Below are 13125 nucleotides of genomic sequence, written 5' to 3'. Positions count from 1 at the left end.
TCGTCCGCACCGCGCTCCAGGACGCGGCCTCGGTCGCGGGCCTGCTCATCACCACCGAAGCGGCGGTGAGCGAGCTTCCCGAGGACAAGCCGGCGATGCCCATGGGTGGCGGCGGCATGGGCGGCGGCATGGGTGGCATGGACTTCTGATTTCGCATCGGGGCAGCGGAAGCTGCCCCGAAGACGAAATCAGAACGGCCGGCGTGCCGGAGGCTCCGCCTCCGGACACGTCCGACGAAAGCGCGGGCTTTGCCCGCGCCAGCCTATCGATCCCAAGCAGAAGGGCCGGAGCACCCGCTCCGGCCCTTCTTTCGTCACGCGGATGATGGTATGCCACACCCATGGCCACCCGCGCTCGAGACCGCTTCCTGAACGCGGATCAGTTCCTGCAAATCGAGTTCGGTTCCGACCTGAAGGCCGAACTGGACCGCGGCGTGATCCGCATGATGACCGGCGGTACCTTCGCGCACTCGCGAGTTCAGATGAACCTTTGGAGCTTCTTGCGTACGGCCGTGCGCGGTTCGGGATGCCGGCCTCACGGGTCAGACATGGCGGTCCGCGTCAACGACGAGTCGGTTCGCTATCCCGACTTGACGATCGATTGCGCGACCCGCTCGGCCGAGCCGAAGGACCGGGTGCTCCGCGACCCTTGCATCGTGATCGAGGTGCTCTCGCCCTCGACCCGCGACCTGGATCTCGGGGTGAAGTTATCCGAATATCGCGTCCTGGCGGGTATCGTCGCGATCGGCTTCATCGACCCCGACGAGGAAGTGATCGCGGTAACCCATCGGACCGGCGGGGGTGGCTGGACCGATGTCGCCTTTACCGGTGACGACCTGATCCTGCCTTCGCTGGACATCATCATCCCCCGCACCGAGCTGTTCGCGCGCGATTGAACGCGCAACCCGCGCGCCCGGAAGGCGTTCTCGGTGCTTGCGCCAATCTGACGGAGGCCTGTCCATGAAGCTTTATTACGCACCCGGTGCCTGCAGCCTCGCCGACCACATCGCGCTTCATGAAGCCGGGCTCGAGTTCGAGCACGAGCGCGTCGATCTCAAGACCAAGAAGACCGAGCACGGCCAGGATTTCACGCAAGTAACGCCCAAGGCCTATGTGCCCGCGCTCGTCCTCGACTCGGGCGAGACGCTGACCGAGAATGTCGCGATCCTCGACTGGATTTCCGACCAGTCACCCGGCTTGAAGCCTACCGGCCCACTGGGCCGCGCGCGCCAGCTCGAGGCGCTCACCTACGTCTCCAGCGAGGTTCACAAAAGCTTCGCGCCGTTGTTCAAGGGCGGCACGGATGAGGAAAAGGCGCAGGCCAAGCAGAAGGTCGCCGAGCATCTCACTTATCTCGCCGGCACGATGAAGAGCGACTACCTCCTGGGCGAAGAGCCGAGCACCGCCGATTTCTACCTGTTTGTGATGCTGACCTGGGCGACCAAATTTAAGATCGGCATGCCGGATACGTTGATCGCTTTCCGTGATCGCTTGATCACGCGCCCGTCGGTCGCAAAGGCGATGGCGCATGAGGGGCTTAGCTGACGCGGCTTATGCTTTCGGCGCGTTAACCGAATGCGAGGACGCGGGCGGGCATAGCTTCGCGTCATGCACCGTCCGCCAGCGATCCTTCGGACTCACCCGGGTCCGCGCCTCGCGGCGGTTCTGTCGGTCCTGCTCGTCGCTGGCGTCTTCTTCACGGGCTGGCTGCACCCGCGCGTCGTCGATCCGACCAGTATCGGTTGGCTGCTCGACGGCGAAGACCGGGGGCAGAACGCCGCCGGGCTGACCGCGTACCTGCGCGCGCCGCCGGTCTGGCCGTCGACGCGGCAGACGTTGCTGTCGGCACCCGAAGGCGCGAGCCTGCTGCTGACGGACAGCAATCCGCTAGTCGGCCTGCTGCTACGGCCGGTCGCCGGGTTCCTGCCCGCCGGTCTTCAGTTCACCGGGCTCTGGCTGCTCGCATGCGTCGTGTTGCAGGCGTTCTTCGCCTGGAAGCTTCTCCGTCCCCATGCGTCCGACGACGTCGCCGCGGCGCTGGCCACGCTGTTGCTCGCCGCCGCGCCCGTGCTGATCAACCGCGCCGGCCATCCCAACCTTTGCGCGCATTGGCTGATCCTGTGGGCGCTCTGGATCTACCTCGATCCGGTTCGCGCGCGCCGCCCCGCACATTGGGCGGCGGTGCTGGGCTTGGCTGCGCTGGTCCATAGCTATCTTCTCCTCATGGTGGCGGCAGTCTGGGCGACCGCAATGCTCCGCGCGGCCGTTCGCGAGCCCGACCGCCTGCGCCTGCTCGGCAGCGCGGTGCTGGTCGTCGCGGTCGTGGCGGTGCTGCTGTCGTTGCACGGTCTGTCCGGCGAGCGGTTCGAGTCGACGGGTAGCTTCGGCCGGTTCGCGATGACGTTGGATGCGTGGTGGAGTCCATCCAGCGGTAATTTCGAGGGGCTGCAATATCTGGGTGCGGGCCTGCTGATGCTTTGCGCCGTGGCGGCATGGGCGACGTGGCGCGGGCTGATCGGCGCCGACGCACGGGCGATGCTGAGGCACCTCGCCTGGTTGCTGCCTGCCTTTGCGGTACTCGGACTGCTCGCGCTCGGGAATGAGTGGATGTGGCGGGGTCGGGTCGTCGCCTCGGTCACACTACCGCGCGGCGCGACCGACCTGCTCGACCCGATCCGCGCCGCCGGACGCCTGTTCTGGCCCGCGACCTACACGCTCAGCTTCGTGGCGACCGCGCTGACGCTCAGGCTGCCCCGCGCGCGTTTTCTGCTGGCGGGCGCATGCGCGATCCAGCTCGCCAACCTTCTACCCTTCATCGCAAGCGTCCGCGCAGGCAGCGCGGCGGCGGCCGATACGACGAGCTTTCGCCGCACGGCCGACCCGCGCTGGGCGTCCATGATCGCCCATGCGGGATCGGTCGCCTTCCATCCTGCCGATCCGTCTCTTGATTTGGCGCTGGTCGAGGAAGTGCAGTGGCGCGCGATCATCGCCTGCCGCCCGACTGCGATGACCTATACCGCTCGCCGTGCGAAGGCGACGCGCGACCGGCTCGCGCAGGAGGAGCGCGCGTTCCAGGCGGGGCGGGTCGATCCGACGCGACTGTATATCCTCCTTGACCAAGGCCCCGCCTGGGCGCGGGCACGCATCCGCACTATCGACGGCGTGCGCTTCATCCCGCCGATCCGCGCCGCGCCGCCGCCGGGTTGCGGCTAGCCTGTGCGCTTCATCGCCTCGGTCAGCTTCTTGACCTCCTGGCTGCGGCCGCGCGGCAGGATCAGCAGGTCGTTTCCGCTCGCGACCACGATCAGGTCCTCCACCCCGACCAGCGCGACGCGCATACCGTCGGTGCGCACCAGGCAGCCGCGCGTGTCGATTGCCAGCACGTCGCCCTGGTGCGCGTTGCCGTCCGCGTCGACGTCGCTGATCGCATGCAGCGCGTCCCAGCTGCCGACATCGCTCCAGTCCATCGACACGGGCACGACGGCGACCCGCTCGGCATGCTCCATGACGGCGTAATCGATCGACTCGGACGGGGAGGCCGCGAACGCCGCTTCGCCCGGATAGGTGTGCCCGCCCTCGGTCCGTGCACTCGCCATCGCGTCCTGCGCGGCCGTCAATATGCCCGGCGCATGCGCGGCGAGCGCGGCGAGATAGGCGTCCGCGCGGAACAAGAAGATCCCGCCGTTCCATACGTGGTCGCCCGCGGTCAGCATCGCCTCAGCCTGCTCGCGCGGCGGTTTCTCCACGAAGCGCGCGACGCGGTGGACGCCCGCGCCGACCTCTTCACCGACCTGCATCCAGCCGTATCCTTCCTCGGGCTTGTCGGGCGCGATCCCGAAGGTGACCAGCCACCCGCGCTCGACGAACGGCGCCGCCGCCTCGATCGCCTGGTGGAATGCGTTCACGTCGCCGATCACGTGATCCGACGGCATCACGAGCAGCGCCTCCGCTCCGCCCCCGGCCGCCAGCGCGGCGAGCGCGATGGCGGGGGCGGTGTTGCGCGCGACGGGCTCCAGGATCACCGCCCGGGGGGTCGTTCCCACGCCCGCGAGCTGCTCGTCGACCATGTCGGCGTGCGCGGCGCCCGCGACCACGATCGGCGCGCCGTACCGGTCGCCCCCGGTCCGTTTGGCGGTGAGCTGGAGCATCGTCTCCTCGGCGGTCAGCGCCAGCAGCTGCTTGGGCCGCTCGGGCCGCGACATCGGCCACAGGCGCGTTCCCGATCCCCCCGACAGGATCACGGGAATGATGACGATGCTCACCGGCTTAGCCCTCCTTGCTGACGCGAGCGAAACCCTACCCGGCGCGTGCTCCGAATGCGACCGATTCACGCTTCGTTAGCCGGATGGTGCCAGACCGGCGGAACGGGTGTCGGGATCGCTTACACGGGACCTGTCGGGGACGTGGCGGTGATCAGGCTGTTCAAGCACTATGTGCCGCATGCGACGGTTCTTCTTGGACTTGTCGATATGGCCTGCCTTCTGCTCGCGGGCGAGCTGGGCTGGGTCGTCCGATGCCGGCAGATCGGCAGCGACGCGGGGCCGATCGGCGCGCGGCTGCCGCAGCTCCTGGTCTTCGCCGTCGCGTTGCAAGTCGCGCTCGTGGCGGTCGGGGCCTACAGCGCGGGGTCCTTTCGGTCGCTGCGCTTCGCCGCGGCCAAGCTGGCGGTCGCGGTGTCGATCGGCGTGATCGGGCTGTCGCTCGTCTTCTTCCTCGTGCCCTCCGTCAGCTTCTGGCGATCGAACCTCCTCTATGCGATGGCGATCGCCGTGCTGCTGCTGGTCGCGGTGCGCGCCGCGCTCGGTCGGGCGCTGGGCGGCGAGACGTTCAAGCGTCGCGTGGTGATCCTGGGGGCGGGCGCGCGCGGCGCGCGCATCGCCGCCCTGTCGCGCACGCCTGGCGTCAACTTCTGCGTTGCGGGAGTCGTCGCGATGGGCGAGGCGGGGCCGGTCGTGGAGGGCGCGACGCCGCGCGGCGAGATCGACAACCTCGCCGCCTACGTCACCGACCTGCGCGCGGTCGAGGTCGTGCTCGCGATCGAGGAACGCCGCAACGCGCTGCCGGTCAAGGACCTGCTTCGCGTCAAGACGACGGGCGTCCAGGTCGTCGACATGTCGAGCTTCCTGGAGCGCGAGACCGGCCGGATCGATCTGGGGTCGGTCAACCCGTCCTCCCTGATCTTCTCCGACGGTTTCGCATCGGGGCAGATGCTGTCGAGCACCGTCAAGCGCGCTTTCGACATCACCGCCGGCTTGCTGCTGCTTGGGCTCAGCCTGCCGGTGATCCTGCTCACCGCCACGCTGATTAAGCTCGAATCGAGAGGCCCTGCCTTCTACCGGCAACGGCGCGTCGGGTTGTTCGGCGAAGGCTTCGATATCATCAAGCTGCGCTCGATGCGCGTCGACGCGGAAGCCGGCGGGCGCGCGGTCTGGGCGGCGCAGGACGATCCGCGCGTGACGCGCACCGGCCGCATAATCCGCCGGGTACGGATCGACGAGCTGCCCCAAACCTGGACCGTCCTGAAAGGCGAGATGAGCTTCGTCGGCCCCAGGCCCGAGCGTCCGCAGTTCGTGGACGACCTGGAACGACATCTGCCCTTCTATGCCGAGCGGCATATGGTGAAGCCGGGCATCACCGGCTGGGCACAGATCAACTACCCGTACGGCGCGTCGGTCGAGGATGCGCGCAACAAGCTCGAATACGACCTGTATTACGCCAAGAATTATTCACCGTTCCTCGATTTGTTGATCCTGCTCCAGACGCTGCGCGTCGTGCTGTGGCCCGAGGGTGTTCGGTGACCGCTTCGTCGTGGCCGGCCACATGATGAGCAAGCCGGTGCTCCTAATTGTCGAGGACGACTCCGCTCCCGCCCGCCGCCTCGCCGCGCCGCCCGGTTCGGGCGAGTTCGGCGGTGTCGTGTACGCCTCCCCCGAAATGGCGGCGGTCACGCGGACGCTGGGGCGTGTCGCGCCCGCGGACGTGTCGGTGATGCTGCTCGGCGCAAGCGGAACGGGCAAGGAACTTCTCGCGCGCGGGCTGCACGACGCCTCGCCCCGGCGCGGCGGTGCCTTCGTCGCGATCAATTGCGCCGCGATTCCCGAGACGCTGCTGGAGTCGGAGCTTTTCGGACATGAGAAGGGGGCGTTCACCGGCGCGGTACGGGCGGTCGAGGGCAGGATCGAGCGCGCGGCGGGGGGCACGTTATTCCTCGACGAGATCGGCGACGTGCCGCTTCCGGTACAGGTCAAGTTGCTGCGTTTCCTGCAGGAGCGCGTGATCGAGCGGGTAGGCGGACGCAAGCCCATCCCCGTCGATACGCGGGTCGTCTGCGCGACGCACCGGGACGTCGATGCGATGATCGCCGAGGGCCGCTTCCGCGAAGATCTGTATTACCGGCTCGCCGAGATAGTCGTGCGCATCCCCGCGCTTTGCGAGCGGTCGGGCGATGCGGCGTTGCTCGCCCGCCACTTCGTCGTTCGCCACGCCCAGGCTATGCGGATCGACGTGATCGGCCTATCCGCCGACGCCGCCGCCGCAATCGACGCACATTCTTGGCCGGGTAACGTGCGCGAGCTGGAAAATCGGATCAAGCGCGCGGTCATCATGACGGAGGGCAAGCGCGTCACCGCCGCCGATCTCGACTTGGGACAGGGCGGTCCCGATGACGTGTCTCTTAACCTGCGCGCGGTACGTGAGGGTGCGGACCGGCGCGCGATCGCCCGCGCGCTCGCGCGCGCCGACGGCAACATCTCCGGCGCATCGCGGCTGCTCGGGATCAGCCGCCCGACGCTCTATGACCTGCTGAAAAGCTACGATCTCCATGGCTGACGCTGTCCTACCGCCGCTTCGGCAGCGCCGCCGCGTGGTCGCGCTACCAAGATCTGGTCCGCGAGCGCGACCGATCGCGATCGGGCTGCTCGCCTTCGCCGGCGTGATGACGGGCGTGTTCGCCGCGACCCGGCCCGTTCCCGTCGATGTCGCATCGGTGCTTGCCGCGAGCCGGACGACGCTCGCGGCGGGCGACTACAACGCCGCGCGAAGTAACGCGCAAGCCGCGCTCCGTACCGATCCGGCGTCGGTCGAGGGGCATCTGCTCCTAGCGCGCGTCTATCTGCGGCTGGGGGAGGGTAGCCCGGCGCTCGCCGAGCTGACCCGCGCGAACGAACTCGGCGTCCCGGCGGCCGAACTTTACCATCTCGTCGGCGAGGCGCGCCTGCTCGCCGGCGATCCGGACGGAGCGCTCGCCGACGCGGCTCGGGCGGGGCCGGCATACGCCGCCGATGCGACCCGCGTGCGCGCCCGCGCCCATGCCGCGAAGGGTCGGCGCGGCGAAGCGTTGGCGATGCTGCAGGAGCTCGTCCGCGCCGCGCCGAACGACGCACGCGCTTGGGGCGATCTCGGCCGCATTCGTTTTTCGGGCGGTGAAGTGGGCGCGGCCGACATCGCCGCGTCGCGCGCCGCCACGCTCGCGCCCGGCGACCCGGAGGCGCTGACGCTAAAGGCCGAGTTGGTGCACACCCGCTACGGCCCGGTCGCGAGCCTGCCCTGGTTCGCCGCCGCCTTGGCGCGCGACGCGTATCATTATCCCGCGCTGATCGGATATGCCGCGACTTCGGGCGAGGTCGGGCGCTACCGCGACATGCTCGCCCATACGCGGAGGGCGCTGCTCGCGAGGCCGGGCGACGCGCAGGCGTTGTATCTGCAGGCCGTGCTGGCGGCGCGCGCGGGCGCCCCTGTCCTGGCGCGCACGATGTTGAGCCGCGCCGGCGGGGGCGTCGACGCGATACCCGGGGCGATGCTGCTGTGGGGCGCTCTGGACCACCGCGAGGGCCAAGCCGAGCAGGCGATCGAGCATTGGCGGGCACTGGTCCACGTCCAGCCGCTGAATTTGCGCGCGAGAGCGCTGCTCGGCTCGGCGCTACTGCGGTCAGGCGATCCGGGCGGCGCAGCGGAGGTGCTTCGCCCCATCGCGGAGCGGGCTGACGCCGATCCGTATGCGCTGACGCTGGCCGCGCGCGCGTTCGAGCGAATGGGCGACCGCGCCGCGGCCGCGCGTCTGCTCGACCGCGCAATGCTGGGGCGACAGGGCGTCGCGGCCGCGTTCGCGAGCGATGCGACGCCCGCCGCGCTCGCCGCCGCCGCCAAGGGCGCGCCGAGCGATCCCACCTATGCGGTCGGCCTGATCCGCGGGTTGGCGGACACCGGCCACGCGGATGAGGCGCTGATAGCCGCGCAGGCGTTGGTCCGCGCGACGCCCGGTGCTCCCGCCGCACTCGTCGCGCTCGGTGACGTCGATGCGGTTCGCGGCAATTGGCCCGAGGCAGCGGAAATGTACCGACGGGCCGCCGATCTGCGTTTCGACGAGCCGGTGATGTTGCGGCTGGTCGACGCGCTGGGCCGGGCGGGACGCGCGCGCGACGCGGCGGGCGCGTTGTCGCTCTACCTTGCGCAGAACCCGCAGGCGAACGTCGCGCGGCGGCTGCTCGGCCGGTGGCAGATGGCGGCGGGAGACTGGAACGCCGCGATCGAAACGCTGGAGGGTGTTCGCGCGCGGCTCGGCTCGGGCGACGCCGGACTGCTCGCCGATCTTGCGCAAGCCTATGCGGGCGACGACGACGGGCCGGTCGCGCGCCGCTATGGTGCCGCCGCCTATGCGCTTGCGCCGATGAACGCGGGCGTCGTCGCGACCTACGCCGCCGCGCTCGAAGCCGACGGCAAGGCCGAAGCTGCGCGGCAGCTTCGCGCCAAGCTCGCCCAACTTCCCCGGGGCTGACCGGCGCGGCCGGGCGTCAGCCCAGTGCCTCCACTTGTTCCGCCAGTTCGAGCCAGCGGAGTTCGGCGGCGTCCCTTTCGGCGCGAGCCCGGGCGATCGTCGTCATGAGTCGGTCGAAGCCGGCATGGTCGCGGATATAAAGGTCGGGGTCGGCCAGCCGGGCCTCGTCGCGGGCGACGGCGGCGTCGATCTCCTCGATGCGGCGGGGCAGCTGGTCGTAATCGCGCTGGTCCTTGTAGGTGAGTTTGCGCGCGGATGTTGGCGAAGGTGCTGCGGTACGTGCTTTCGGGGCAGCAGGGCGAGCGGGGGCGCGGTCGTTACGCTTGCGTATCCAATCCTCGTATCCGCCTGCGACCACGTCCACCGTTCCCGAGCCGTCGAGGCCGAGCGTCACCGTCACCGTCCGGTCGAGGAAGTCGCGGTCGTGGCTGACGATCAGCACGGTGCCGTCGTAATCGGCGATCACCTCTTGGAGCAGGTCGAGCGTTTCGAGATCGAGGTCGTTGGTCGGCTCGTCGAGCACGAGGAGGTTCGACGGCCGCGCGAACTCGCGCGCGAGGAGGAGGCGGGAGCGTTCGCCGCCAGATAGCGAGCCGACCTTGGCATCTATCATGTTGGGATCGAACAGGAATTCCTTGAGGTAGCCGTGGACGTGCTTGCGTATCCCTTGCGCCTCGATCCAGTCGCCACCGTCGGCGAGCACGTCGCGCACGGTCTTTTCGGGGGCCATGAGCGAGCGTTGCTGGTCGATGACGATGCCGTCGAGCGTCTTGGCCAGCTTGACCTCGCCCGTGTCGGGCTGGAGCTCGCCCGTCAGCAGCTTGAGGAGCGTCGTCTTGCCCGCGCCGTTGCGGCCGACGATGCCGATCCGGTCGCCGCGCGTGACGCGGAGCGACAGGTCGCGGATGATCGAGCGGTCGCCGTAGGCCTTGGTCGCGGCGCGGGCGTCGATCACCACCTTGGTGCGGACGTCGTCGGAGCCGATCGAGAGCGCGGCCGACCCTTGCGGTCCCATCATCGCGGCGCGCTCGGCGCGCATCTCGTGGAGCTTCGACAGCCGCCCCTGGTTGCGCCGCCGCCGTCCGGTGACGCCGCGCTGGAGCCAATGCTCCTCGAGCTTCAGGCGCGCATCGAGCCGTTCGGCCTGGCGCGCCTCGTCGGCGTAGACGGTCTCCGTCCACGCCTCGAACCCGCCGAAGCCCAGTTCCGCGCGGCGCAGGCCGCCACGGTCGAGCCACAGCGTCTGCCGAGTGAGGCGGGTCAGGAAGGTGCGGTCGTGGCTGATCACGACGAACGCGCCGCGGAAACGCTGGAGCCAGTCCTCCAGCCACTCGATCGCGCCGACATCGAGGTGGTTGGTCGGCTCGTCGAGCAGCAGCACGTCGGGTTCCTGCGCCAGCGCGCGGACGATCGCGGCGCGGCGGCGCTCGCCCCCGCTCGCCGAGGCGGCGTCGCGGTCCAGATCGATGCCGAGCTGGTCGGCGATCGCGGCGGCCGCATGCGGCTCGGGTGCGTCCGCCCCGGACGACACGTAATCCTCAAGCGTCGCATGGCCGCGCAGGTCGGGCTCCTGCTCCAGCAGCACGACCCGCGTGCCCGGCACGATCGTGCGACGCCCCTCGTCGCTGTCGATCGCGTTCCCGATCAGCTTCAGGAGCGTCGTCTTGCCCGCGCCGTTGCGCCCGATCAACGCCAGCCGGTCGCGCGCGCCGATGTAAAGGTCGAGATGGCGGAACAGCCACCCCGATCCCTGGACAAGTCCCAAACCCTCATACGACAATATCGGTGCGGCCATGCGCGTGCAGCTAGGGCCCGCGGGGTCTAGCGGCAAGTTGCGGGTTGCTGCATGAGCCATTCACAACATGTTCAACGCCTTGGCCCTACTCGTCGCCGCATGATCAAGGCGGCTCTCCTGCTCGCGGCGTTGGCGTATCCCGCCGTCGCCGCCCAGCACCATAGCGACCAGAAGCGAGCGTTCGAGGCGCGGCGCGAGGGGCGCGTGCTGCCCGTGCGCGAGATCGAACGGCGCGTGGTGCCCAGCATGCCCGGCGCGCGCTATCTGGGGTTCGACTTCGACGACGGGCCCGCGGTTTACACGCTCAAGTTCCTGCGCGATGGACAGGTGATCTGGGTCGAGGTCGACGGCCGCACGGGCGGTGTGCTCGGTCGCACCGGGCGTTGATGGGGGTGATTCGATGCGCGTACTGATCGTCGAGGACGAGCCCACGCTGGGCATGCAGCTCAAGAACACGTTGGAGGGCGCGGGGTACGCCGTCGACCTCGCCACCGACGGCGAGGAAGGGCATTTCCTGGGCTCGACCGAGAATTACGACGCGATCGTGCTCGATCTGGGGCTGCCCGAGGTCGATGGGCTGACGGTGCTCGACCGGTGGCGCAAGGAAGGCCGGGTCGCGCCCGTGCTGGTGCTGACCGCGCGCGACAGCTGGTCGGACAAGGTGGCCGGGCTGGATGCGGGCGCGGACGATTACATGGCCAAGCCGTTCCAGACCGAGGAGCTGATCGCCAGGCTTCGCGCGTTGATCCGCCGTGCGTCGGGGAACGCTTCATCGGAGCTCAATGCGGGCGACATCCGCCTGGACACGCGGTCGGGCAAGGTGACGCGCGCGGGCGAACCGATCAAGCTGACCGCGCAGGAATATAAGCTGCTGTCCTACCTGCTCCACCATAAGGGCAAGGTGGTCAGCCGGACCGAGCTGATCGAGCATATATACGACCAGGATTTCGACCGGGACTCGAACACGATCGAGGTATTCGTGACGCGGATCCGGAAGAAGCTGGGGCAGGACGTGATCACCACGATCCGGGGGCTTGGGTATAGTCTCGACGAGCCGGCGTGACTTCCATCCGTCATCCCCGCGCAAGTAGGGACCCAGCTCCGGTCGGCTGGTCGATAGCGATCGGCCGATGTGTGCGAGCGGCGGGAGATGGGTCCCCGCTTTCGCGGGGATGACGGCGTGGAGTTAGTCGCCAAGCCCTCGAAGACGACCGGCTCGCTTTCCCGCCGGATGATCTTCACCGCGGCGGCGTGGATCGCGTTGCTGCTCGTCGGCGGAGGCTTCGCGCTCGACCGGGTGCTGAAGACAGCGATCACCCAGAATTTCGACGATCAGCTGGAGTACGTCCTCCAGTCGCTGCTCCTCACCTCGGAGGTCGCGCCGGGGGACGAGGTGGTGTTCAACCGCGAGCCCGCCGACCAGCGCTTCCTGGAGCCGGGATCGGGGGCCTATTGGCAGGTGTCGGCGCGCGGGCGCGAGGCGTTCTCGTCGCGCTCGCTGTGGGATCGCCAGCTCGCCTACGGCCGCGTCCATGACGACCGCGACGTCCATGTCTACGACAGCGCGCAGTTCGCCGAGGAGAAGCTGCGGGTCGCCGAGCGCGACGTGACGCTGCCGGGATCGCCGACCAAATGGCGGTTCCAGGTGGCGCAGAGCCGCGAGGCGCTGAACGAGCAGATCGCGGTGCTCAGGCGGACGCTGGTCCGCTCCTTCGCGCTGCTCGCGCTCGGGCTGATCATCCTGTCGGCGCTCCAGACGTTGTACGGCCTGTGGCCGCTCCGAAAGGTGCGCGACGAGATCGCGCGGATGCGGGCGGGCGCGTCGAACCGCATCGGGTCGGCGATGCCCGACGAGGTCGCGCCGATGGTCGACGAGCTGAACGCGCTGATCGAGCATAACGAGCGGCAGGCGGAGGAGGCGAGGCGGCATGCCGGCAACCTGGCGCATGCGCTCAAGACGCCGTTGACGGTCATCATGAACGCCGCGACCGCGGGGGCCGACGATCTGGCGGAGACGGTGGAGCGCGAGGCGACGACCATGCGTCGTCAGGTCGACCATCATCTGGCGCGGGCGCGGGCGGTCGGCAGGCGGGGGTCGGCGCACAGCCGGGCGGAGGTCTGGCCCTCGCTCGAGTCGGTCGAGCGCGCGGTCGGGCGGCTGTACCGGCATGTCCGCATCGACGTGGATGGGCCGCGCGACCTTCAGGTCCATGTCGAGCGGCAGGACCTCGACGAAATGCTCGGCAATCTGATCGAGAACGCGGCTAAGTACGGCGGCGGCAGCGTGTTCACCACGGTCGGGGCGCAGGCCGGGTTCGTGGAGTTCCTGGTCGAGGATGATGGGCCGGGGATACCGGCTGAGGAGCGCGGGCGCATCTTCGACCGGGGGGCGCGGCTGGATACGGGGAAGCCGGGGACGGGGCTGGGGCTCGCGATCGTGCGCGATGTGGCGGAAATATACGGCGGGACGGTGGGGTTGGAGGAGAGCGAGGATCTGGGGGGGCTGTTGGTGCGGCTGAGGCTGCCGGCGGCGATCTGATCTTCTTACCCTCTCCCGC

Annotated in this window: 10 protein-coding genes and 1 pseudogene; 9 read left to right on the top strand and 2 right to left on the bottom strand. The window is 69.2% G+C overall.

The genetic code is table 11. From position 1 onward, the window contains the following. Positions 1-340: 340 nt before the first annotated feature. The 3 genes from ACFE7F_RS14560 (at position 341) to ACFE7F_RS14550 (ending at position 3212) form a co-directional block, all read left to right on the top strand. Complete coding sequence (locus ACFE7F_RS14560) at positions 341-895, top strand: Uma2 family endonuclease (RefSeq protein ID WP_375404572.1); 555 nt, start codon at positions 341-343, stop codon at positions 893-895. A gap of 64 nt (positions 896-959) precedes the next feature. Further along, positions 960-1544 carry a glutathione binding-like protein gene (locus tag ACFE7F_RS14555; RefSeq protein WP_375404571.1) on the top strand — a complete coding sequence of 195 codons (585 nt, stop codon included), beginning with the start codon at positions 960-962 and terminating at the stop codon, positions 1542-1544. Between the two features lie 63 nt (positions 1545-1607). After that, positions 1608-3212 carry a DUF6311 domain-containing protein gene (locus ACFE7F_RS14550; RefSeq protein WP_375404570.1) on the top strand — a complete coding sequence of 535 codons (1605 nt, stop codon included), beginning with the start codon at positions 1608-1610 and terminating at the stop codon, positions 3210-3212. Here the strand turns inward: ACFE7F_RS14550 and ACFE7F_RS14545 are convergent. Continuing rightward, positions 3209-4255, bottom strand: a complete 1047-nt coding sequence (locus tag ACFE7F_RS14545; RefSeq protein ID WP_375404574.1) for a mannose-1-phosphate guanylyltransferase/mannose-6-phosphate isomerase — start codon at positions 4253-4255, stop codon at positions 3209-3211. The genes ACFE7F_RS14550 and ACFE7F_RS14545 overlap by 4 nt on opposite strands. 153 nt (positions 4256-4408) lie before the next feature. On the opposite strand from ACFE7F_RS14545, the gene ACFE7F_RS14540 reads away from it, so the two are divergent. The 3 genes and pseudogenes from ACFE7F_RS14540 (at position 4409) to ACFE7F_RS14530 (ending at position 8772) form a co-directional block, all read left to right on the top strand. After that, entirely contained in the window at positions 4409-5797 is a 1389-nt protein-coding gene (locus ACFE7F_RS14540; RefSeq protein WP_375404569.1) for a TIGR03013 family XrtA/PEP-CTERM system glycosyltransferase, read from the top strand. Between the two features lie 73 nt (positions 5798-5870). Continuing rightward, positions 5871-6827: pseudogene (locus ACFE7F_RS14535) on the top strand (sigma 54-interacting transcriptional regulator); the annotation flags it as partial. Beyond that, the gene (locus tag ACFE7F_RS14530) at positions 6820-8772 is read left to right on the top strand and encodes a tetratricopeptide repeat protein (protein WP_375404568.1); all 1953 of its coding nucleotides are present in this window, start codon (positions 6820-6822) and stop codon (positions 8770-8772) included. The pseudogene ACFE7F_RS14535 and the gene ACFE7F_RS14530, both read left to right, overlap by 8 nt. A 16-nt stretch (positions 8773-8788) precedes the next feature. On the opposite strand, the gene ACFE7F_RS14525 is transcribed toward ACFE7F_RS14530, so the two are convergent. Then, positions 8789-10567, bottom strand: coding sequence for an ABC-F family ATP-binding cassette domain-containing protein (locus ACFE7F_RS14525; RefSeq protein WP_375404567.1), 1779 nt, complete (start codon positions 10565-10567; stop codon positions 8789-8791). 99 nt (positions 10568-10666) lie between these two features. Here ACFE7F_RS14525 and ACFE7F_RS14520 point away from each other — a divergent pair, with 99 nt between their 5' ends. The 3 genes from ACFE7F_RS14520 to ACFE7F_RS14510 all read left to right on the top strand — a co-directional run bounded on the left by ACFE7F_RS14520 (position 10667) and on the right by ACFE7F_RS14510 (position 13106). Beyond that, on the top strand, positions 10667-10954 hold the full coding sequence (locus ACFE7F_RS14520; RefSeq protein ID WP_375404566.1) for a hypothetical protein: 288 nt from the start codon (positions 10667-10669) through the stop codon (positions 10952-10954). A gap of 13 nt (positions 10955-10967) precedes the next feature. After that, positions 10968-11630 carry a response regulator transcription factor gene (locus tag ACFE7F_RS14515; protein WP_375404565.1) on the top strand — a complete coding sequence of 221 codons (663 nt, stop codon included), beginning with the start codon at positions 10968-10970 and terminating at the stop codon, positions 11628-11630. Between the two features lie 168 nt (positions 11631-11798). Next, on the top strand, positions 11799-13106 hold the full coding sequence (locus ACFE7F_RS14510) for an ATP-binding protein (RefSeq protein WP_375404573.1): 1308 nt from the start codon (positions 11799-11801) through the stop codon (positions 13104-13106). Positions 13107-13125 lie beyond the last annotated feature (19 nt).

This window comes from uncultured Sphingomonas sp. (assembly GCF_964235535.1).
Classification (GTDB): domain Bacteria; phylum Pseudomonadota; class Alphaproteobacteria; order Sphingomonadales; family Sphingomonadaceae; genus Sphingomonas.
Note: the sequence above shows the minus strand (reverse complement) of the source record. Positions and strands in the feature narration are given on the sequence as shown.